Origin of the sequence: Abyssisolibacter fermentans (assembly GCF_001559865.1) — a bacterium.
Classification (GTDB): domain Bacteria; phylum Bacillota; class Clostridia; order Tissierellales; family MCWD3; genus Abyssisolibacter; species Abyssisolibacter fermentans.
Window position 1 is genome coordinate 22,618 of the sequence record NZ_LOHE01000060.1, and the last position, 23,164, is coordinate 45,781.

Below are 23,164 nucleotides of genomic sequence, written 5' to 3' on the forward strand. Positions count from 1 at the left end.
TAACCCTTATTTTAAATTCACATATCTTCTAATGCATCCTGGAACTAAATCTTCTTTATATTGACAGCGAGGGTCACAACCTTGAAAACTTCCAGTAATTAAATATGTCAAACCCTTGCATCCTCCCTCACAATTACTATTTTGACATCTCTTATTGCGTACTATATTATAGTTATTCCAAGCATCTTCATTATTCCAAATATCATATAGACTTTTTTCTCTAATATTTCCTAATTTATAAGGAGAATTAATAAAAAATACACAAGGATATACATTTCCATCTGCTAATATTAGACAATTATCACGCGCACTAATTCTACACTTATTTACTTCATGTTTTATATCAATAATTAAATTTTGAAATTTAATTTTATCAAAGCAATCCATTTGTTTTCCTATTGATTTTATTTTTGCTTCAATATCATCCCACTCACGTAAACTTAGCATTAAGTTTTTAATATTTTTCCCTCTGCCTCCGGGAGTTAAATAAAAAAATGAATGTTGATCAACTCCTAAATCTTTAGTTACTTTTAATAATCCTTCTATATCATTGATATTTCTTTTGTGTAAAACTGTATTTACTCTTGTATAAATGCCTGATTTAACACATACTTCTATAGCATGAATTGCTGCATTATATGAGTTTTCATTATTCCTAAGAAAATTATGGTTTGACTCTAAACCATCTAAACTAATTAGAATAGATTTTAATCCTTTAGACATTAAATTATCAATTGTAGTTTCATTTATTTTTATTCCATTAGTTTGCAATCTTACTTCTAAGCCATTTAAGCTTAATATCTCTATAATTTCTGCAATCCAAGGGTTTAATAGAGGTTCCCCTCCTGTAAGGTGAACCTCTGTAATTCCAAGTTTGTGAAAATCAGGAATTAATTTTTTTAACATTTTAGGAGTCATATCTTCCATTTCTATTTCATTAGACTCATATATGCAATGCATGCACAATAAGTTACATCTATTGGTTACATGTAAATCCAACTCCAAAATAATCCCTTCCTCTCTATCGGCGGTTAAATATTATACTAATATGCCATTTCTCTCAAAGTATCTCTTGCTGCACGACGAACATGGCAATTTTTATCATTTAACAGTGTCTCGATTTTTTCTTTATAATCTACTGCAATTTGATGATAGTACCTATTAATCACTCCGAAGATTCGTGCTAAGGTTTCTCTAACATCATCCTCAACATCATTATCTAATTCAACCATTTTACCAATAAGTTCTTTATTTATAATGTTATTAGTTCTACTCAAAACTCCGATACACAAGATAGCAAGCAGTCGAACATCAGGGTTAAAGTCTTTTAAGCCACTATCAAAATATTCAACAAATACTTTACTAAATGTTGGACATAATCTTGTTAATCTATGGAATTCCCAGAATATTTTACGTCTTACAACCACAGAATTAAAAAGCTTGTCTATACTAACAATTTTTTCTCTTAAAGCTTCTATAGCAATCATACAATCCTCATGCTTAGATACTCCCATTCTTCCCAAACATTCTACTACCCAATAACTAACGTGCTCATGGTTTATATCAATATTTTGAATTATCTCATCTAAATTATAAATACTAGAATTTTGCTGGCAATAAGTACCTAAGAAAAATAATAAAGCAGCTTTAAACTCATCTCTTGTTGGAGCTGTTGGGAGTAATAAATCTTCTTTAAGAGAATTCACAAAGTTTTCATTTATCAAAGCAGAATCAAATAAGCTAACCATTACAAAGAGTAGTAGTATCAACATCTTGCAATCTTTATTAACAGTCTTATATATTTCTTCTAGCTTTTGCAATAGTTTTTCTTGTAATAGTTCTCCTTTTCTAAGGTTTATTTCAGCAATTAAGAATCTTAAATTATCTTCTAAATTGTCTTTTTTATCTAAAATTTCGATTATCTCATCTAAGCTTAAACTTCTAAATTTGTCTAAATGTTCTATAGTTATATCTTTTTTACTTAAATAACTTTCAGGTATATAACATTCCTCATTCCAGTCAAGAGACATTATTTTTGCATTATATTTTTCTTCAATATTCTTTTCTTCAATAAGTTTAGAAAAATCTTCTAATTGATTTGTGAAATGATTTGTAATATATACAGAGCTCTTTAACTTGCTAATAAATTCTAAACCAAGTTCAGCACTAACACCTTTAGCTATCCCTATAGGAATAATACTTATATCTGTTCCTTTCGAAAGTTCTTCTATTTCTCTTGATAAAAGTGTGTCTATACAATGTAAAATACTAAAACCATACTCTAAGAAATCCAATCTAAATACAAGAGGTAACATATAATCACAATGTACAGATTTTGATGCAATTATTTTTACTCCTCTATATACCATTTCACTGCCTGGAATTAAAACATTAATGCTATCAATAAAATCAACATCATGTGCATAATACTGAGTCAAGTCAACGGCTACTGCTACACTACAAAATATTTTACAATTACGACGTTTTTGCAATCTATACACTTGAGTTGGGTCCATATGATCCATAGACTCATGAGAAATTAAAATAATATCAGGGTTTAATAATTTCAAGTCATTTGGAACAATCTTTGCCGGATCTACACATATTGACATATCATTAATCTTTATTTCTAAACCTGAATATATATTGTATCTCTTTATCGTTATATTTTTATTATTACTCATAACTATTCATCCTTTCTAATTTATTAATTTGATCTTTTATTTAACCAATTGTCTGATACCTTTAAAGCTTGCTTGTTCACTAGATTTTTTTGTAAAAATTTCATTAGGCAACTATAATCTGTATTAAAATTATAGTTTAAGTGTAATTTGTTTACATAATCACTAAAAACACTACGTGCCCTTTGGCTTTTAAAAATACATTCAGTTTTTATATATGGTACTTTTTTTTCTTTTAAATATTGATTTAACTTTGTACTTTCTATTGTAAGCAGTGGTAAAATCCAATGTAACAAGTTGTCAAAATTAGATTGTACATCAACAAAAAATCTAGATATTAAGCTTTCAAACCGTTTTGCTGTTGTTTCATCATTTATTGAACTTGAATCAAAAGTAAAATTTGAAATAAGCATCATTGTTACAAGATAATTTTGTAAATCTGTAAGATTAAATCCGCATGCAACGCTATTAGGTTTATATTTATCAATAGCAATTTTAATTTGCTCGTTCCTTAAATCTCTACACCTAGAACAAGGAAGGTTGTTTGCATCAACCTTATCTGATCTTTCCCAAAAAGTATCCTCATAGTCAAAATCAATAATGTTAATTTCATGTCCCATAGACTTCCAATGCTCAAGTATCATCATAACTTCATCTTTATTATCATATACATGCTGTGGAACACGAAATAATACAGGAATCAACTCAAAATCCATCTTCATCTTATACTGGCAGAGCAAATTCATTAACACACTTGCATCTTTACCTAAAGAGTGTAAAACTAATATGCGATCATTTTTTTTAATCAGTTTATTTTTTTCTATATTTTCGCTAAATAAATCATATAACACTATCTAATTCCTTCCTCCTCAGTTAACATCATTTTTAAGTCTTTTATTAACTTTTGCACATTTTGCAGTTGTAAATCCATTGGTAAACTACTATTTGATTCATAAACCTTAAAGCCTCTTTCGTTTAATTCATTAAACAAATTAGAATACTCGTTTAAACATGAATTAATTAATTCTATTGGAACATATTTGTTTAATTCTTTCTTATATCTCATTTTTACATCTTCTGTATCTGCATAACAATGTACAAATACTACATTGTGCTGCTTCAAGCAATCTTCAATCATTTTTATATGACTATCCGATAACCTTACATGATTACATACTATTTTTCCACAAACCAATTCTGTTAAATGAAATCGGTCTATAACAGTATTACTTTTTAAAATCTGTATTTGCTTAATTAAATCTTTATATAACTTACAATTGTAACTTGGCATATTATGCTTATAACGAAAGCCTAATTCTCTAGCTATATATTGGGCTAAACTTGTTTTTCCAGTCCTGTCGAATCCTTCGAAAATAACTAATATATCTAAACCACTCCCATCATTGAAAAATGTCATATAGAATTATTTAGCTAACTCTTTTATTACTTCAATGTTTTGTAATATACTTGCATGATATTCAGGGTTTATATCCATAAAATAATCCATTTTCTTACCTTTATATTCCTCACACGGAATAAATCCTTCATTAGTGTATCTTATGCCATGCAAACCATATATTATAGGTCTAGTTGTATCACAACTTCTAACAAACGGATGCTGTTTTTGATATACTAACTCAATTGGGTCTCCCAATCCCAGTAAATGTATATATTTTCCTTTTGGAATAAGATTTTTTTTAACTAATAATTCAACACACTTCATCCTATTACTTAAACAATCACTTTTATTTGTTATAGATGAAAAAACTCTCTTTACACTGTAAATTCCTATTCCAATAACTGAAACTTTATCCATTGTAATTAGTTCTTCAAAGCAATTTAACCATTCATCAACTGTAGTACCTTGTGCAATTCCCATTAAATTAAATTTATCTGATGTATTCATTTCCTTATATTGCTTTGAAACATATCTTGCACTTTCAATTGTTTTTTTTGCATTGTGAAGATAATCAGGTATAGCTATTTCATTAACCTTTAATCTCTGTGCAACTTGTACAATTTTTTCAAAGCTATATGGCTTACCTAATTCAATAACACCACTATCTAATATTTTGTATTTATTATTCCTTTGATAAAATCTATTGTATTCTTTACTTGAATCAGAAATATGTGGCAAAGCAAATAGCATATCACCTTTTAGTGAAAAAAGCTCAAGATACTTAATTGGTGCCATGATACATACTTGAATTGACATAATAAACCTCCTTGCACACTCCTGATTATTTCTTTGATATATACTTCATTGCATATGCTGGATATATTAGACCAATGTCTATGATCCTCCATGTACATTGCTTAATATTTTTATATATTTCAAGAACAATAACTTCATTCTTTACATCTAATTGTTCTAATATATTATTCTTATTCAATATATATTCTTTCCATGGTTCTTCGATATCTTTTAAAACAATATTTCCTTCGTCATTTTTACTCATTGTAAAATTAGATGTCAACACTTCATCTTCTTCTAGTATCTGTTTATCAAGATTACCTAACCAAAAGTTTTTATTAAATTTAATCATAGGAATATTTACAGTTTCTTTTAGCTTTGGTAGCATTGATGATAATCTTCTAGTTCTATACAACACTTCTTCAATTTTGGTAAAATCTATATTTAAATCATTTAATTCTTTTTCTTTACTCCACTTTACAAATTCTTTAATAAGATTAATAACACTTTTTATAGAATCATCAGTATAGTCAAGATATATACGAATAAATGTATAAACTAAGAATTTTACTATATAATCATTAGTAATTTGTTTAGCATATTCTAATTCTTCATGTACAATTAGATAATTTGTAAATGTATATAAATAATCTGTATTAATATCTTTTGACTTGCACAGATTTTCAAATTGAAATATTTCATTTATTAGTTGACGATTTAACACTGATATATCCTCCAAACTACTTTACAATATCTTTTAGTATTTGCTGCCAATTCCATTTTTTTATGTCCTCTAATATTCCAGGAGAAAAATTATAATTTATAATGTCATCATATGATATCCAAGCATATTCATCATGTTCTATTGAAAGCTCTATTTTTTTATCTTCACTCTTGCAAAGATATGTTATTCCTATTATTTCAGTGTGTTCATCCTTTAAGAAATTCCAAGCATTTATCGGATAAAGACAATCTACATTTTTTAGCCCCGTTTCTTCTATTATTTCTCGCTTTAAAGCTTCTTTCGGTGATTCACCAAATTCTAATCTTCCCCCAGGAAATTCCCAATGATAAAAATCTCCTCTTGCTTTATCAGTTCGTTTTATAATAAGAAAACGTTCTTCAAAAAATATTAATGCCTTTAGCGCAACAAAAAATTTATTTTCTAAGCTCATAATTTCACTCCTAAATCTTAACTTTCTAGGATTATAGTACATAAATATGAAGCATGCACTAAATCTTTTTTACCAGCTAATTCATAAGAAATGTTAATTTTATCCCCTCGAATAAATGGGCAATATTCATCTGGTTTTTGTAAATCATTGTATAAACGTCTTCCTTCACATCCTCCTGCACAAATTGAAACATGCTCACAATCTAAACACTCCTTAGGAATAATATGCATATAATCAAATGTAGATTCATTTAGAACATCTAAATTATTAATATTAACATCACTCTCGTTCCAATATACACATGGCATGATAGCTCCACTTGGTTTAATTCTTATACTTGTCCTTCCACATCCACATTCTAACCTTGGATGCTCAATTCCTAAAACAGCATTTACAATAGGCTCACTACAGGCTATTAGCTTCATTCTCGAAAAAATATTTTCTATCCCTTTCCAAAATTCTTCATACGTTAGGCAGTATTTTCGTGTATTAACAGGTTTATATGTATTAATACGTAGATTAATATCATATGCAGAAATTAATTTATCAAAATTTGGAATATCATTTACATTAATATTCATCATACAACATGCTATACTTGTTTCAATATCATGTTTCTTGCATCGTTCAATTGCTCCTATAGCCAAATCCCATGAACCTTTTCCTCTGAACTGAGACTGTTTTTCTTTGTTTGGAAATTCCAATGAAATATCAATATCATTAAAGAATTCTAAATATTCTTTTGGCAAATTCATTACAGTGTAACCATTGCTGGTAAGACTAGTTTTAATTCCTCTCTCCATAATTAAATCAAGTATTTTGATAAAATCTTTATTCAATAAATTCTCTCCAGTACCAAAATTTATTGAATCAACCTCTAATGAATCTAATATATGCTTAATTTGTTGATAACTTAGTTCAGCATCTTTTCGTTCTCTTGAATAACAATGTGGACAATTTAAATTGCATTTATTTGTACTACCTATACCAATAGACCAACTCATATCTGTAGCTCCTTTACATTATATTCTTTTGCTAATGTTACTAAACATCATCATTTATTAATAAAAAATTATATATTAAGCATTTTCCTAAATTTAATCTAACATGATTTAATTAGTGATATAACATTATTCCTAATATTGAAATCATTTTTAATAGTACCTCTTAATGCCACAGTTTCTGTTTTAGAACCCATTTTTTTTATACCTCTCATTGTCATACACAAATGTTCAGCCTCCATTATTACAGCTACCCCTTTTGGATTAATTACTTCACATATAAGATCAGCAACTTCATTAGTTAGCCTTTCTTGTAACTGCGGCTTTTTAGAAATAATATCCACTACTCTACCAAATTTGCTTAAACCTAAAATTCTGCCATCATCAGGGATGTATGCAACATGGATTTTACCGTGAAACGGTAACAAATGATGCTCACACATAGAATACACAGGTATATCCCTAACTAAAATTATTTCTTCTTGATTTTTTTCTTTGAAAATTTTCACTTCATCTATTGGATTTTTATGCAACCCTATAAAGATTTCTTCATACATATTTGCAACCCTAGCTGGTGTTTCAAGCAAACCATCTCTATCAGGATTTTCTCCAATTGCAATGAGTATTTCTCTTACTGCATTTCTAATTCTATCCTTATCAATCATACAATCATCTCTCACCCCGCTTATCCTTTAATTTTATTACATTAAATAAAATAAAATCTTCTTTTAAAGCATCCATTTTAGAGCTAATCCTATAACCTAAACTTATTCATCCCCCCCTTCACAATCATTTCTAAAATGGTCATATATAATTGGAGACTTAACTTACATTAACTTATAATTACATCCTCATTTATATTTGTAAGAAAAATATTATCATCTACATATTTTTAATTACTATACAACACATCATGCTTGTCCCCTTTTTCTTGTAACTAATTTTAAATCTCCCTTATATGCATCTAATTCAAAATATTCTCCATTTGTTTCCTTGACTTCCTGTCCTTCTAAAGATATTGCTGGTATTCCTACTTCTCGTAGTATCAAAGATAAATGACAAAGATTCGAAGCTTTCTTGAAAACAAAACCAGAAACAAATTTTTTAAATGGAGCTAAAAATAAATAAGGTCTTTCACAATAAAGTAGTATATCACCATCCTTTGACCACTTAATTAACTGCTCTTTTAGATTTAGAAAAACATCTATCTTATCTAAATCAAAATCTGAATTAGCTACTGAAATTGTATTAAATATGCTGAGTTTTTCTATTAAACTGTTTTCATAAGCAGGTAGCTTGAATAAATTTCCTTTGGCTTTGCCTTCAGAAATTATGAAATTGTTTTTATTTTGTAGTTCAGATTTTAAAAGTGAAGTATCACCAACATACGGTTCATCACCCCAAATCCACCATTCAACAGCTACTGAGCCAAGTTCATTATATAACTTTTGAGTTGCCATACATATTTTTGTTATGATTTCATTTGAGAGATCAATTTTTTGTTTATATCCAGACAGTACCATATTCAAAATGTCTTCCTCGTAATAATAAACATCTTGTTCTTCTATATAAACATCTGTAATATTACCGTTTTCATCTAATATATAACGTGTTGGTGCAACAGTTCCTGATTTAAGGCTATATATCCTACCACTTATACACTCAATCTGTACGCTTCCATCTCCTTTTATACACGATATAGCTGATCTTTCATTAGGTAAAATCTCTCGAAAGCTAACACAATAGAGATTATCATTATATGTATCTATAAATTTTTTGATTTTATCACGAACTTCACATATTTTATCACAGTAAACAGTATTTCCATTTATAGTATAAAAAACGAATTCTGATTCATAGTCTTCTAATAAACTACCAAAATTCAAAGTCGTAAAAAGTTCTTTGTTAAATACACATAATTTCCATTTATGAGTTTTAATTTTATTTTTTTCACACGCATGGAATAGTTTTGCTTTTTTTAACCATTTTGAATAACGCCGTTGTAAAAATCCTAAAAAAGGATATGTTTTTGGTCCCAACTCTGATATAGAAAATATTTTAACTTTATCAATAGTCGGCTTTGGTTGGATAGTTGTTATTGGTCTACACTGAAGAATATATACATTTGCATCTGAATAAGCCCATTCTATGTCTAATTGTTTTCCTAATATATTCTCTAAGTTAACAGCAACATTTCTAAGCTTGTTTATCATTGTATTCTTTTCTAAATCACCAATATTAGTATTTTCAAGCTTAGATATATAAGAAAACTCAGTTTCTACTAACCCTGAAACAATCTTATCGCCTAAGCCTTTAGCCATTTCCAACTGAATTTGTGAAGGATCCCCTGTAATAGGATCTGCTGTAAATAATACTCCACTCCACTCTGGATTAATCATCTCTTGAAATACTATTCCCATGTAATAAATTTCAGGATAAAATTCCTTACCCTGAGCTAATAATATGCATTTCTCATCATATAAAGAAGCTAATACTTCTCTCACTTTATCTACTATCACATCTTTGCTCACATTAAGTACGCTTTTATATAGTCCAGCTCCTGACTGTTTAGTACCATCCTCAATAGAAGCAGAAGATCGTATAGCTATCGGAAATTTAAGTCCTAAACAAACTTCATTAATTCTATCAATAATTTCTTGAGGAATGGGAGCCTCAAGAATTTTCTTCTTAATTACTTTAAATTTTTCTTCAATCCAAGCATTTTGAAGTGCTAATAATTGTGTAGTTTCTAATGTATCTACAGCTTTTAAAAAATCAATAAAAAAATCATATCCTAGCATAGAAAATTTAGGTACCAGTATATTATTTTTTTTCATTTCTATTAAATAATTGCATTTATTTCCATATTTCATGGAATATTCTCCTTTTTATTTTTAATAGATTTAAATTCAAAAATGTTTATTATTGTGTTCTGTATTATATTTTATACTTTTTATTTAAAATTTTACATATTTATTATTTTTATCTTATTTTACCATTATAGCATATATTATGGTAATTTTGTATTTTATTATTTATCTAGAGTAAACTTTCGTTCCCTATTATTTATTTTTTTATATTATATAAATGCAATTTTGGTATTTTTCTTTTTTATTTCGACTCATTTTGTCTGCATTTTTAAATCTAAAAATTACAAAAAGTAAATGCATAAACCTCAAAACTATAAAATTTAAGATTTATGCATTTACTTTTCATATTCGATTTGTATTGAGGCACATTTCTATATATGTCCTTCTAATCCCTTTATAATCATAATTTCTACATTTTCTATAATTCAAAATATAAATTTAATCTAATAGTTCTTCTATTTTAATATTTTTTGAGACAATCTAATAACCATCCTATTAAGGATGGTTATTAGTTGTTTTACTATATATACATATAATTAGCCTTGTAATATTTACTTTTGTTCTACCTTCTTTTTAAAGTTTGGTATTCCAAGAACTATTGCTAATATACCAAATACTATCATCAACATTGAATATATACTATAAGGAACTAACTCAACCGGTGATAATTGAGCTAACCCAGCTGCTACAAGTATTTGTCCACCATAAGGAACTATTCCTTGGAATGCAGATGAGAAAATATCTAGTAAGCTTGCAGTTCTTCTTGGATCTATATCATATTGTTTTGATATATCTCTAGCTAAAGGACCTGATGTTACTATAGCTATAGTGTTATTTGCTGTTGCTATATCAATTAAGCTGGCAAGTGCAGCAATTCCTCCTTCTGCACCTTTTTTAGTCTTAACATTAGCAGTTACTTTATCAAGTAAGAAACCGATTCCGCCATAATATTTCATTAATTCTACTATACCACCTATAACAATAGCTATTAAACAAAGATCTTGCATCCATCCAAAACCACGTTGTATGAAACCTAATAATTCAACAAAATTAAATGCTCCAAGTGATAATCCTAATACTGCTCCTGTTAAAATTCCTATTGCTAATACTACCATTACATTGAAGCCTACTAAAGCACATATAATTATTGATATATAAGGCAATACTTTTAATAATGAGTATGAACCAACTTCAAGTGTAGCACTTCCTATAGGAATTAATGCTAATATTATTAAAGTAACTATAACTGCTGGTAAAACTATTAAAACATTCATTTTAAATTTATCTTTAAGTTCAATCCCTTGTGTTCTTGTAGCTGCTATTGTAGTATCTGAAACAAATGATAGGTTATCACCAAACATTGCTCCACCTACTACCGTTGCAACAATTAGCGGTAGGGAAATGCCTGTTTGTTGAGACATACCAATTGCTATTGGTGTAAGAGCTGTAACTGTTCCCATTGAAGTACCCATAGCGAAAGATATTACACAACCAATAAGAAATATACCTGGTAAAATTGCTTTAGTTGGTAAAATACTTAATCCTAAATTTACAGTAGATTCAACCGCACCCATAGCATTTGCTACTGAGTAGAAAGCACCAGCTAATATAAATATTACTACCATAAGAATTATAGTAGATTCTCCGCCACCACGTGAAAAAATATCTACTTTTTTATCCAAAGGTAATTTTTCACCTTTTCTATTAAGACATAGAGAATATGCTAACACAATTATAAAAGCAACAAGTATAGGCATATTTGTAAAGCTTTTAGTAACTATCCCTGTTGTTAAGAATATAACCAAAAATACCAATAATGGAGTTAGTCCTAAAAAACTTTTATACTCATTCTCTTGATTTCTGTTCTCTTTTTTCATTAATATTCCTCCTAAAGTTGTATGATTTTTATAAAATCAAAAGATTTTATCATAAGTTCATTCATATATATATTTTTAACAATAGTGTAAAATTAAATTCTTGCCCAGTTTAATTTAAAATTGATAATAGCAAACGATTGCACGAATAACATTTAACTGCGTTGTTTTCTTATTAAAAGGCATAATTCACTCGCCTTTCTTTAGGTTAATAATGTCTGGACAATTTTCTCTATCAATAGTAATACATTTTGTTAATTTGTTATAATCATTTCACATTCTGCAAATCAAAGAAAAATCTATAATTTGAATACTCATAAGATTTGCCTATCCAATTAATCTTCCAGTTATATTCACAACTACACCTGTAAGATCATGCTAAAATATCATCACCTCCTTATAATATATTTTGAATAGTTAATGTGAAAAAATTTAAACATACAAGGATAAGAGTAGCCAATGTTAATTATTTGTTGCAGTTGCTATATTTTTTAATTGTTTCAACAAATTGCTTTCCTGTAGTATATTTGCTCCTATTTAGGATGAAGTCTTTTCCTGATAAAATTAATATTTTTTCAACTTCAGCTCTTTTCTTTTCATCTTCAATGCTAGTAATGTCTACCACTTTAGCAATTCCTACAATACGTCTTATCATCTCTAGTCCTACAGTTGATGATGTGTCTTCTAATACACTTTTAAGATACCAGTCATCAAAACCTTCACTTTTTGCCAGTAAATCAGTAGCTTCTTGTTTGAATTTTTTTATGAATTTACTTTTAAATAAATCGACAATATCTGTAATACATTTTTCTATCCATCCCAAATATTGTATTCTTTCATTTTCATCAACAATCGTTGTACATCCATGTGCCCATGCTAAAAACAGGTTTGCTATTACATTACCGACATCATATCCTATAGGACCATAGAATGTAAATTCAGGGTCAATCACCTTTATGGAAGTTTCATTAATAAAAATTGATCCAGTATGAAGATCTCCATGTAATAACGCTTGTGCATTGTTCATAAAATTAAACTTTAATTTTGCACACTCAAGCCTTAGTAAATTATCATCATATATATTTTCTTTAACAAAATCATTCATAGAATCAATTACTTCATTTTCATTGAGAAAATTGCCAAATGGCTCTGTAAAAACTAATTGTTCACTTATATCACATAAATCAGGATTTATATATTTTTTTACCATTTGCTTTTTTTCTTTGTGGTTTAGTACGACATCAGTTGTTGGTAGTAAAGTGTTTACCATAAATGTAGTTACGTTATCAGCAAAATGCGGGAATGTTTTATTCTGCAAAAGCGCAGTACGCATAATTGTATAATTTGATAAGTCTTCCATCGCATAGCAATTCATAACCTCATCATACATATATATTTCAGGAACAAATCCTGGACAATATTTATTCTGTAACTGTAATATCTTACATTCAACAATATTTCTATCCACATTTAATTTTCTACCTGATTTTGCTCTGGTATCTTCTCCAGAATGTTTCAAAATCACTGATTTTTTTGAATTTAAATCAACAATTTTAAATACATAGTTTAAATTTCCATCTCCTATCTCTTTACACTCTAAATTTGAAGTATCTTCAAAATAATTTAATTTTTCTTTTGCATATTCTACTGCATCGTTTTCCTCCATCAGAAAATATTCATCAAAACGTCCTTTTTTTTCTACCATAATAGTGCCTCCATATCAGATTAACATTATTTTTTATATTAAACCCAGATTATTCATAGAAAATTAAATACTCTACTGCATCCTTCTAATTAGAAGATGTCCATTAAATTCTCGACATACCAACTCGGTATGCCTTCGAATTCACTGAAATCTTCTAATTCAGAAACTTGCGGCATATTATTCAAAGTTATACGAATAATCAGGGTTAAAAATTACAAATTTATTGATGTTTTAATCAAGCTCACACACTAAAGAGTGAGCTTGACAGCATCCTAGAATAATCTTTAAACATATCTTATTCGTAGTATTTATTCAAATTGTAAGGAGAATAGATTCCCTTATCTGTTACAATTCCAGATATTAATTTAGGCGGTGTTATATCAAATGAAGGATAAAAGCCTTTGACTCCTTCCATCGTTGTCTTAACTCCCATTGCCTGTGTTACAAAATCAGCATCTCTTTCCTCAATTTTGACTGAACTAATATCTGAATGTTTTTTATTAGGAATGCCAGTTGTAAAGTAAGGTATTCCCCAATAATGAGCTGCTAAAGCCATTTGAAATGTTCCTATTTTATTTATAACATGTCCATCCATTGTGATAGCATCTGCTGCAGATGTAAATAAATCAACATTCTTTAATTTCATTACATAACCTGGCATATTGTCAGTTATAACAGTAACATCAATTCCCATGTCTTTTACAACACTTGCAGTTAAACGAGCTCCTTGAAAATATGGTCTAGTCTCAGCACAAATAACTTTAATATTATTGTCATTTTCCTTGCAAAGTCTCATTAACATTCCAATTACAGTTTCTCCAAAACACTGTGTCATAATTGTCCCATTTTTAGGTATTTTACTGTATAAATATTGTGCTACTTTTTCATATCTTTGATATTTTTTATTAGCTTCATCTATTGCAGCCTCAAGCACCAATTGAACTGCATTCTCTCGATTGTTAATAACCTCTAGTGCAGTTTTATGACATCTATCTACTGCTTTTAGCATATTTGCAACTGTAGTAGGTCTAGAATGACATAATGTATTCGCTGCATCATTAATATACTTGATATATTCATCATCTGGTAAATTTACTGCCTCATATACAGCTAATACCATTCCCATATTTACAGCAATATAAGGTCCTCCGCTTTGAGTTACCATATCCTTTAATGCTTTAGAAACTTCAACATGATTTTTACATTCTACAAATTTTATTTTTAAAGGGTAAATTCTCCTATCTAAAATACGTACCTTTCCATCCTCATACCATGCTACATTTTCATATCGTAATAAAAATGCTAATCCCTTGTCTGCTCTAAACATTTTTACACCTCTTTTTTTATCTACATATTATTATTTAATCACAATTACTATCAAAAATTAAATTAAATATATCTATATCTTTCATCATCTTATTTATAAAATTGATGAAACGCTAATTTTAGGAATTTTTCATTGCATTTATTTCCTTTTCGGAAAGTATTTTTACATTTCCTGCATTTTTTGCAATATGATATATTTTGGCAGAATCTTCAAGATATATTGAAGATGTCATAGCTTTATTAATAGTTTCCCCAATTGCTAAAGTTCCATGGTTACTCAATAAACAAGCTTTTCTATCCTTCAAAACTTTCAACGCTTCAATACCAATACTTTCTGAACCAGGCATTCCAAACTTTGCAACTGGAACATCTCCACCAATAAATGGAACCATTTCAATTAAAATCACTGGTATTGATTCTTGACATACAGCAAATCCTGTTGCATAAGGTGAATGTGTGTGTAAAACACATTTAATATCTTTTCTTTCATTAAATACCTTTGCATGCATTTTCCACTCAGAAGAAGGTTGGTTATATCCTTCAATTATTGTTCCATCAAGTTTTAACACAACTAAATCATCTGTTGTCATAGTATCATATGGAATACTAGATGGTGTTATAATCATAACATCAGCTTCAGTATCATAAACACTTACATTACCACTTGTTCCGGCTACAAGACCTAATTTATAAGAATCTTTTGCTGCTTGTAGTAATTCTTCTTTTAACTTTTTTAAACTCATTTGAACACTCCTAAACTATAATAATAAATTCATTTATTACTAATTAAATTGCTAATTTTAATATTTCAACTATATCTTCTATTTTTAATTGTTTAAATCTACCTATATGATCTGCGTCTCCTACTGCTTTACTTGCCATTTCTTCAAATCTATCAATTGGAACGTTTGCCTCAGTTAATGTTGTCTTTAGCCCTAGTGATTTAAAAAATTCTTCCAAACAATTTATTCCTTTTTCTATTACTTTTTCTTTATCAGTGTCGTCTGTAACTCCAAATACTCTTGTGGCTAATTGTACAAATCTTTTCATATTTTCATCTTTAACATATTTCATCCATGCTGGAAAAACTATAGCCATACCTCCGCCATGTGTTATGTCATATATTGCACTTATCTCATGTTCAATTCTATGTGATGCCCAATCCGAAACTCTCCCAGCATCTAACATACCATTATGCGAAACCGTTGCTAACCACATAATTTCTGAACAATAATCATAATTCTTTGGATCTTTTTTCATAAGAGGACCTACTTCTAAAACTGCCTTCATAGCACCTTCCAATAAGTGATCACTAAGCACTGAACTCTTTGTTGTTGTAAAATATCTTTCAAATAGATGTGATAAAATATCAGCTATTCCACATGACATTAAGTATGGTGGAATTGTATAGCACATTTCAGGATTTAAAATAGAAAACTCAGGTACAATTAATTCATTATCTATACCACATTTAAGGTTTTTGTCTTCATTAGTTATAATGCTACTTTCTGACATTTCAGAACCAGAGCCTGGAATTGTTAGTACCGTACCAACTTTCAAAGCTTTTTTAGGAGTCGCTTTTCCTGAATAAAAATCCCATACATCACCCTCATATACTGCTCCTAAAGCAATCGCTTTAGATGAATCTATAGCACTTCCTCCACCAATTGCTAATATAAAATCAATATTTTCTTGCTTACAAATCTTGATACCTTCATAGACTAAGGATAATCTTGGATTTGGTACAACGCCGTCTAAAATCACATATTCTACACCATTTTTTTTAAGTGATTCAGTAACTCTATCAAGTATTCCAAACTTTTTCAAATAATCTCCACCATAGTGAATCAGTACTTTGTGACTATGTTTTACAACATGTTCTCCTACAGTATTTTCTCCGCCTTTTCCAAAGATAATTTTAGTACCACTTTTAAAAATAAAATTTTCCATGTCTATTTCTCCTTTCTGTCAACACCAACAATAACTAGCTCTACATCATTATTTATTAAAATATCTTTATAATTTTTAGGTATTTTTCTGTCTGTTATAATCATATCTAAATCATTTAAATTACAGATTTTATTAACCGAAGGTGAATCAAATTTAGTATAATCTACTACCAAACATTTTTTTCTTGAATTCATCAACATAATTTTTCTTACCCTTGCACCTAATTCATGATTATCCGTTACTCCAAATTCGGAATTTATCGAAGAACAACTTACAAATGCTTTATCCGCAGATAGATTTTTTAAAGCATCAGTCGTCATATATCCAACAAATGAACTGGTACTTTTACGAAGCGTACCTCCTAAACAAATAACTTTAATGCTTTTGCTGTTTTCTAATTCACTTGTAATTTTCAAAGAGTTAGTAATAACAGTAACTTTTTTCTTACTGATATTTAAATTTTTAGCTATATATAGTGCAGTTGTACTACTATCAAGCATAATACAATCGCCTTCTTTAATCAGTTCAATACATTTCTTTCCGATCAATTGTTTTTCTTCTAAAAATATTTTTTCTCTTATTTGAATTGGAACTTCATTGTCTGATGTTTCAGGTAAATACGCTCCACCACGAACGCGTTTTAATTTGTTTTCTTTTTCAAGTTTCTCAAAATCTCTTCGAATCGTTTCTTCAGAAACGCATAGTAATTCACTTAAATTACTAATCATCACACTACCATTTTCATTTAATAATTCTTCTATTTTTTTTAACCTATCAACTGCTAACATTCTTTTTTCACCTCAATACTCTTGATATTATTGTTTTTTTATTGAATACTCTAATTGCTTATGTAAACGGAAAATAGTTTTAAAGAAAATTATATTCGACTTAACAGCCAGCTACTTTAAGCATTTTTTTAATCATTATGTAATTTACTATAATTAATAGTAGAAAAAATTTATAAATTTTTAAACAACCATCTTTCGTTAACAACATTTTACCACATTCCTCAACTTCGGTCAACATATTTCAAATATTTTTCACATTTTATCACATTTCATCACATTCTCTTTAGATTTAATTCGCAAAACCACAAATTTTCACTATTTTTCTGACATCCTGTTACATATACAAACAATCAATTTTTCTATCTAATGCGATACTTATAAAAGGGAACTTGTATTTAATACAAGTTCCCTTTTATTTATTAATCAATATTTAACTTAGAAATACTCTCCTGCATTTCTTTTGACATGTTTGCTAGCGCTTTACTTGCATTTCTTCCATAGACGCAATCTGTTCTTCAACAGCTGTAGAAGCTTTTTCTGTAGCAGCTGAATTTTCTTCAGATATTTTACTTTTTAAAATCTTCACCACTTTTGACAAATATAGTAGCAGCAACTCCCATTTTTACTTCATCGTATATTTCACTACTAATCATGAGTAGAGAACATAAATCTACGATTTGTTGTGTATCGCTTTCTCCTAGGAACGAAGTGAGTAAGAGTTTCAATATGAAATAGATAGCTTTAAACTTCACTCTGATACAACCCAAAGGGACTAAAGAACATTTCAATATCCCTTTTTAACTTCATTATAATAACAAAGCTTAGCAATTCCAGCATAAATATTTAAAACTAAAATACCCAAAGCCTTCTCAGGTAAATTATTCCATGTTTTTTACTAGCTTTCCATTTTCTATTAATGAAATTAACCTTTGTGTTAATCTTGTTACTTGATTGACATCAACATTATTTTCTGTATTATTCACAGTAACTGAAATCGTATAGATATCTCCTTCTTGATTCTTCTGAAGTAGCTGAGTATAATTAAGTACTCCAGGTTCTGATCCTCCTTTAAATCCTACAGTATTCCAATTCTCTTTTAAAACCAAACCTGGATTTATTTTTATCTCATCAGAATCTTTTAAATCGTAAATTACATCACACAGCTCTTCTGTTGTAAAAAACCATTCTAATTCTTTAATTAAAGTTGGTGAAGCCTGTATCTGTAAATCATCTAAACTTACTTTCTTTTTAATATTATTAATTACTTTTCTTTTTTCATAAAGACTTCCATTGATATATCTTTCCTGTGTCTTTGCATCAGCCCCGTATTTAATTCTAAATGCTTCACTCGTCTTCAAAAATGGCTTATTTTCTTTAGTCACATATTTTTCTATTCTACTTTTTCTTATGTAATCAATTAAATGATCAGTTGCAGTATTATCACTAATAGATATCATTAGATTGGCTAGTGTCTTGATTGTTACTGGCGTGTCTTCATTCCATTCTTGTAACATTCCACTTGGAAGAGACTTATTCTCATCTTTTATCTTTACTACATCATCCCATGTAGCTTTCTTGTTTTCAACAGCTTCATACAATGCTTTTAAAACATATAGTTTAAAAGTAGAACCAACAGCCATACGTGTATCATGATTAACCCCTACTAATAATTCATCGTAATTCTTTTTAATACAGATTGATAAATCTCCAGATATAGTTTTGAATTGTGATAAAACAGCCTCTAAGCTATCTGCATTCATTGTGCAATTTCCAAACCATATTCCCATTATTTTATTTTCATTAGATAAGAGTACCTTTGCTGGAGCATATCCCTTCTTAAATAAAAGTTTATAACCATCTTCAAAACTAATTACATCTTGAAATTCTCCTAGATTGTTTTTATAAGCTTCTATTATATTGACTAATTCATCTACAGAAACCTCTTCTAAAAAAGATGTATCCAATAAATCTTGAATATTACTATAATCACAGTTAAACAAAGTATTTAATACTTCTTTATTTTCATCCTTTTCAACATTGTTTTCAATAGAAAAAGCACTTCCAGTTAACAATAAACACAATACTATTGTAAGTGCAATTGTTTTTTTATACATTTCATCATCTCCCTTATTATTGGTATTTTTTTATTACGAATAAAATGTCTAATGTTTAAAAAATATAATATACATATATATATATTATATAAGGAAAATAACATAAAAACCATAAAATATATTGCAATCTCATGGTTTTTATATTTTTATAACTATTTTTTAATTAGATACTTTAATTAATTGTAAACATTTAAATTATTTAATTACATCTAATTAATTATATTTTGAAAATTCCCTTAGTACAATCTACTAATTTACTTCTATTTCAACAACAATCGTAGCAGCAGGTTCTTTTTTTGCTGGTGGATATAGTTCAAACATTACGGTTCCTTTTCCTTCTCTTACTGCTTTAAACTTCCAAATAATCATTCCCGAAACACCAACTGCATCAGTAGATGGGTGAAGAACTATGTTTTCAACCATCTCGTAAACTCCAGAATTATCTGGAATACAACTCCATGTATAACCAGTTGATGCATTGTAATCTCTCATAAACCATCCAAGTTCACCATCAATATTCATCTTGTTAATAAAATGCTCATTTAAGCAAATACCTTTATTCTCCATAATTAAATCCTCCTTGTTATATGTTTTGGCCCGGAACTGATTTTACTGGAGCGTCAGTTACTTCATGCCAATTACCTTCAGCATCAATATACTTGTAGTTAGCAGTACCAGATTTCCAATCTTCAGTTACAACCATCTTCAATTCAATGTTAGTAGGAAGTATAGGACCTACTCCACCATGTTTCGGCCACTTGATTATTGGATTACCTGTAGCAGTAATAAGAATGTGACATTTATCTGGCATTACACACATATAAGTGTACTGACCATGAATATCTGAGCCAATATTCAATGGAGGATTAGTAGCCTGTGTAATATGACCAATACCAGACATTGTTTCTTCTGGTGTGTATACACTAAAGTCGATTCTAAATAAAGGTGCACCAGGCTTGTCCCCACCTATTTCGTAACAAACTCGAAATAAACCCAATTCTTTTTTTGATTTTATTTTCATATTAATTCCCCCTAAAATTATATTTATATATTTAACAAATACATCATAACATACATAGTATTAAAATTTTGTTGTAATTTGTTTATATTTTTAATTTTTTACATATTTCCTAATACAAAATATTACTTTTTTATTTATAATTTTAAATATAAATAATACTCAAAGGGAAAATCTGAAAAAAACTTATTTGCGCTAAAACTAAATTAATAAAAACTTCGAAATTATTCCCAAAAAACTAAAAAATCGTGATAGTATACTAATCTTCTATCACAACTACATTAATCGAACGTGAAAGGGTCTTTTAAAAAGAAAATTGAATTTGAATCAAAGTTTTCCAATAAATTTTTATTTTTGACTTCTATTTTCTAAAAGCATAATAATTTGCAATAGCTATCTGTTTAAAATCCCATTATGAATTCTAACCATTTCCAGCTACATCATTTTATTAAAAATAAAACCATGAAATATATTTAATCTCATGGTTTATAGGTGTATTTACTTTATTGTAATCTCAAAATTAATATGGTTAAATAAATTTTTCCTTTCACTATTTTAACATATTGTTAATTTACACATTTATTTAATTCTGACACTACATCATTTAATCTCAATGTTAAATTTGATAATTCTTTTGATGACTCATTTATAGAAAGTATACTAGAATTAATTTCTTCCATTTCACCAGAAGTCTGTTCACTTATAACTGAAATATTATCTAATGTACTTTCCATTTCTGATTTATTATTTTCTACTGTATTTAACGATTTGTTTATCTCTATCGATTTTTCATTTATGATATCTACAGAATTGTGAATTTTATTAAATATTTGCTCTGAATCAATTATTATTGCAGTTTGCTCTTCATTACTACGTTTAAATAACTCCATCTTTGTTACTGTTTCTTCAGAAACTATTTGCATATCTTCTATTACTTTTTTAATTTCTCCTGTGAATTCTGCTGACTGTTCTGCAAGATTTCTAACTTCTTCTGCCACTACCGCAAAACCTTTCCCATGTTCTCCAGCCCTTGCTGCTTCAATGCTAGCATTTAAAGCCAAAAGGTTAGTTTGATCCGCAATAGAATTTATGGTATTTGATATCTCACTAATATTCGTAAATTTATTTTCTAAATCAACTAACTTCTGTGCCATTTCATCCATCAATTCGTTATTACGTTTATTTTTATTTGTTAATTTTGAGATTATTTCAAGTCCTTGTGCATTTAAATTCTCAGACTTTTCACATGTAGTATATATATTTTTTGAAGAATCTACGAGTTTTTTTATATTTTGTGAAAAATTATCCATAATACATACATTCGTTTGAGCGTCTTCAGCTTGACTTGATACACCTTCGGTAACTTCTTCTATAGCACTTGAAATTTCTATTATAGAATTGTTATTATTACTGCTAATTTTAGATATTTGATCACTTAATTCTATGAGCGAGTCTATAATACTTGAAATAGTTTCTTTTAATCTATTATTTTTTATTGTAGCATCTTCTATCATTTTATCTATTTTAATTTGTTTTTCCTCAGCCATAAATCTTCCATCATGTAAAATCATATCTCTAAATATATGTAAAAATACAAATACTGCAAGACCGTTCATTAATATCTGTTGTATTAACATAGTTCTATAAAGCATTAGTAAAGCTTCCATGAACGTTTTGCCTTCTATTGTACTTAATACCGGAACTATAGTAATATGTACTACTTCCCACAATCCACCAAAAATAGTCCAATAAAATATATTCTTAATAGTTATTTTTCGCAAATCAAAATCTTTTTTCCAAACTATAATAGATGCAATAGTTCCTACTAATACAGTTGCAACCGAACATGGTAATGCAGTCCAACCTCCTAATGAATATCTGTATATAGCACCTATAATTGAAACAAGCATACCAGCAACGGGGCCACCTATAACAGCTGACATTATAGCAAAAGCAGACCTAACATTAGTTTTTCCACCGCTTATTTCAATAGAATACTTTGAAGTTAAAATCATTGGAATTAAGAATAAAATTGTAGAAATAATAACTAACTTAATTTTGCTCTTATTATCTTTATTAAGTAATATCCTTGTTATTATTTTCGATCTAGTAAGTAAATAAACTATACTTATAGATACTAAAATAATTAGTGATAAATTAATTATGGCACTCATTATATACACGTCCTTTATAAAATTATTAGTTTTATAAATAATTATAGCATAGTTCTTTTAACTAAGTAAATCAAATATTTCTACATATATCATATAAATGTAATATTTTCATGATGAAATTAGTATCTTTTTCCGTTAATGGGCTTTCAAAACATCTTTATTTTCTACCAATTATTTTATATTCCTATTTATTAAAAAAAATTAAAATTTCAATTATTAATATTTATACATTTATATCCATTTTATAGAAAAACACTAAGATTCCTCTTAGTGTTTTTAATGTTTCGGTTACAT

At 28.4% G+C, this 23,164-nt stretch carries 20 protein-coding genes; all 20 read right to left on the reverse strand.

What is annotated here, in order from left to right; genetic code table 11:
• Positions 1-6 precede the first annotated feature (6 nt).
• The 20 genes from AYC61_RS10490 to AYC61_RS10590 all read right to left on the reverse strand — a co-directional run bounded on the left by AYC61_RS10490 (position 7) and on the right by AYC61_RS10590 (position 22,870).
• Complete coding sequence (locus AYC61_RS10490) at positions 7-1,005, reverse strand: radical SAM/SPASM domain-containing protein (RefSeq protein WP_066501439.1); 999 nt, start codon at positions 1,003-1,005, stop codon at positions 7-9.
• 38 nt (positions 1,006-1,043) lie between these two features.
• Entirely contained in the window at positions 1,044-2,684 is a 1,641-nt protein-coding gene (locus tag AYC61_RS10495; protein ID WP_066501443.1) for an MBL fold metallo-hydrolase, read from the reverse strand.
• Between the two features lie 23 nt (positions 2,685-2,707).
• The gene (locus AYC61_RS10500; protein WP_066501446.1) at positions 2,708-3,532 is read right to left on the reverse strand and encodes a tRNA lysidine(34) synthetase; all 825 of its coding nucleotides are present in this window, start codon (positions 3,530-3,532) and stop codon (positions 2,708-2,710) included.
• Positions 3,532-4,098, reverse strand: a complete 567-nt coding sequence (locus tag AYC61_RS10505) for a hypothetical protein (protein ID WP_066501454.1) — start codon at positions 4,096-4,098, stop codon at positions 3,532-3,534. Before AYC61_RS10505 ends, AYC61_RS10500 begins: the two co-directional genes overlap by 1 nt.
• Before the next feature lie 6 nt (positions 4,099-4,104).
• Positions 4,105-4,896 (reverse strand): hypothetical protein, encoded by a 792-nt coding sequence (locus AYC61_RS10510; RefSeq protein ID WP_066501460.1) that lies wholly within the window; start codon positions 4,894-4,896, stop codon positions 4,105-4,107.
• A gap of 25 nt (positions 4,897-4,921) precedes the next feature.
• Positions 4,922-5,599 carry a hypothetical protein gene (locus AYC61_RS10515; protein ID WP_066501465.1) on the reverse strand — a complete coding sequence of 226 codons (678 nt, stop codon included), beginning with the start codon at positions 5,597-5,599 and terminating at the stop codon, positions 4,922-4,924.
• Between the two features lie 16 nt (positions 5,600-5,615).
• Positions 5,616-6,050, reverse strand: coding sequence for an NUDIX hydrolase (locus tag AYC61_RS10520; protein WP_066501472.1), 435 nt, complete (start codon positions 6,048-6,050; stop codon positions 5,616-5,618).
• Positions 6,051-6,067: 17 nt separating this feature from the next.
• On the reverse strand, positions 6,068-7,054 hold the full coding sequence (locus tag AYC61_RS10525) for a radical SAM/SPASM domain-containing protein (protein ID WP_066501475.1): 987 nt from the start codon (positions 7,052-7,054) through the stop codon (positions 6,068-6,070).
• Between the two features lie 98 nt (positions 7,055-7,152).
• Complete coding sequence (gene folE / locus AYC61_RS10530) at positions 7,153-7,716, reverse strand: GTP cyclohydrolase I FolE (RefSeq protein WP_066501706.1); 564 nt, start codon at positions 7,714-7,716, stop codon at positions 7,153-7,155.
• A 246-nt stretch (positions 7,717-7,962) separates the two neighbouring features.
• Complete coding sequence (locus AYC61_RS10535; RefSeq protein ID WP_066501483.1) at positions 7,963-9,924, reverse strand: PEP/pyruvate-binding domain-containing protein; 1,962 nt, start codon at positions 9,922-9,924, stop codon at positions 7,963-7,965.
• Positions 9,925-10,472: 548 nt separating this feature from the next.
• Complete coding sequence (locus AYC61_RS10540) at positions 10,473-11,798, reverse strand: Na+/H+ antiporter NhaC family protein (protein ID WP_066501487.1); 1,326 nt, start codon at positions 11,796-11,798, stop codon at positions 10,473-10,475.
• Between the two features lie 463 nt (positions 11,799-12,261).
• Positions 12,262-13,500 carry an S-methyl-5-thioribose kinase gene (gene mtnK, locus AYC61_RS10545; RefSeq protein WP_066501494.1) on the reverse strand — a complete coding sequence of 413 codons (1,239 nt, stop codon included), beginning with the start codon at positions 13,498-13,500 and terminating at the stop codon, positions 12,262-12,264.
• A gap of 295 nt (positions 13,501-13,795) precedes the next feature.
• Complete coding sequence (locus tag AYC61_RS10550; RefSeq protein WP_066501497.1) at positions 13,796-14,827, reverse strand: S-methyl-5-thioribose-1-phosphate isomerase; 1,032 nt, start codon at positions 14,825-14,827, stop codon at positions 13,796-13,798.
• Between the two features lie 118 nt (positions 14,828-14,945).
• A complete protein-coding gene (locus tag AYC61_RS10555; RefSeq protein ID WP_066501499.1) occupies positions 14,946-15,569 on the reverse strand; it encodes a class II aldolase/adducin family protein in 624 nt (207 codons plus the stop codon).
• A gap of 43 nt (positions 15,570-15,612) precedes the next feature.
• Entirely contained in the window at positions 15,613-16,776 is a 1,164-nt protein-coding gene (locus AYC61_RS10560) for an iron-containing alcohol dehydrogenase (RefSeq protein WP_066501503.1), read from the reverse strand.
• A gap of 2 nt (positions 16,777-16,778) precedes the next feature.
• Positions 16,779-17,564 carry a DeoR/GlpR family DNA-binding transcription regulator gene (locus AYC61_RS10565; protein WP_066501506.1) on the reverse strand — a complete coding sequence of 262 codons (786 nt, stop codon included), beginning with the start codon at positions 17,562-17,564 and terminating at the stop codon, positions 16,779-16,781.
• Between the two features lie 878 nt (positions 17,565-18,442).
• Positions 18,443-19,678, reverse strand: a complete 1,236-nt coding sequence (locus tag AYC61_RS10575; protein ID WP_066501517.1) for a serine hydrolase — start codon at positions 19,676-19,678, stop codon at positions 18,443-18,445.
• A gap of 249 nt (positions 19,679-19,927) precedes the next feature.
• Positions 19,928-20,245, reverse strand: a complete 318-nt coding sequence (locus AYC61_RS10580) for a protease inhibitor I42 family protein (protein ID WP_066501525.1) — start codon at positions 20,243-20,245, stop codon at positions 19,928-19,930.
• Between the two features lie 16 nt (positions 20,246-20,261).
• Positions 20,262-20,699 carry a DUF1842 domain-containing protein gene (locus AYC61_RS10585; protein WP_066501527.1) on the reverse strand — a complete coding sequence of 146 codons (438 nt, stop codon included), beginning with the start codon at positions 20,697-20,699 and terminating at the stop codon, positions 20,262-20,264.
• Between the two features lie 563 nt (positions 20,700-21,262).
• On the reverse strand, positions 21,263-22,870 hold the full coding sequence (locus tag AYC61_RS10590) for a methyl-accepting chemotaxis protein (RefSeq protein WP_066501532.1): 1,608 nt from the start codon (positions 22,868-22,870) through the stop codon (positions 21,263-21,265).
• Between the last annotated feature and the right edge of the window lie 294 nt (positions 22,871-23,164).

What these genes read in the sequence shown, in the direction of transcription:
- AYC61_RS10555 (WP_066501499.1), bottom strand. Translation starts at nt 15,569, where the DNA reads ATGAGTTTAAAAAAGTTAAAAGAAGAATTACTACAAGCAGCAAAAGAT.
- AYC61_RS10495 (WP_066501443.1), bottom strand. Translation starts at nt 2,684, where the DNA reads ATGAGTAATAATAAAAATATAACGATAAAGAGATACAATATATATTCA.
- folE (WP_066501706.1), bottom strand. Translation starts at nt 7,716, where the DNA reads ATGATTGATAAGGATAGAATTAGAAATGCAGTAAGAGAAATACTCATT.
- AYC61_RS10540 (WP_066501487.1), bottom strand. Translation starts at nt 11,798, where the DNA reads ATGAAAAAAGAGAACAGAAATCAAGAGAATGAGTATAAAAGTTTTTTA.
- AYC61_RS10565 (WP_066501506.1), bottom strand. Translation starts at nt 17,564, where the DNA reads ATGTTAGCAGTTGATAGGTTAAAAAAAATAGAAGAATTATTAAATGAA.
- AYC61_RS10590 (WP_066501532.1), bottom strand. Translation starts at nt 22,870, where the DNA reads ATGAGTGCCATAATTAATTTATCACTAATTATTTTAGTATCTATAAGT.
- AYC61_RS10575 (WP_066501517.1), bottom strand. Translation starts at nt 19,678, where the DNA reads ATGTATAAAAAAACAATTGCACTTACAATAGTATTGTGTTTATTGTTA.
- AYC61_RS10550 (WP_066501497.1), bottom strand. Translation starts at nt 14,827, where the DNA reads ATGTTTAGAGCAGACAAGGGATTAGCATTTTTATTACGATATGAAAAT.
- AYC61_RS10535 (WP_066501483.1), bottom strand. Translation starts at nt 9,924, where the DNA reads ATGAAATATGGAAATAAATGCAATTATTTAATAGAAATGAAAAAAAAT.
- mtnK (WP_066501494.1), bottom strand. Translation starts at nt 13,500, where the DNA reads ATGGTAGAAAAAAAAGGACGTTTTGATGAATATTTTCTGATGGAGGAA.
- AYC61_RS10580 (WP_066501525.1), bottom strand. Translation starts at nt 20,245, where the DNA reads ATGGAGAATAAAGGTATTTGCTTAAATGAGCATTTTATTAACAAGATG.
- AYC61_RS10520 (WP_066501472.1), bottom strand. Translation starts at nt 6,050, where the DNA reads ATGAGCTTAGAAAATAAATTTTTTGTTGCGCTAAAGGCATTAATATTT.
- AYC61_RS10560 (WP_066501503.1), bottom strand. Translation starts at nt 16,776, where the DNA reads ATGGAAAATTTTATTTTTAAAAGTGGTACTAAAATTATCTTTGGAAAA.
- AYC61_RS10585 (WP_066501527.1), bottom strand. Translation starts at nt 20,699, where the DNA reads ATGAAAATAAAATCAAAAAAAGAATTGGGTTTATTTCGAGTTTGTTAC.
- AYC61_RS10510 (WP_066501460.1), bottom strand. Translation starts at nt 4,896, where the DNA reads ATGTCAATTCAAGTATGTATCATGGCACCAATTAAGTATCTTGAGCTT.
- AYC61_RS10525 (WP_066501475.1), bottom strand. Translation starts at nt 7,054, where the DNA reads ATGAGTTGGTCTATTGGTATAGGTAGTACAAATAAATGCAATTTAAAT.
- AYC61_RS10505 (WP_066501454.1), bottom strand. Translation starts at nt 4,098, where the DNA reads ATGACATTTTTCAATGATGGGAGTGGTTTAGATATATTAGTTATTTTC.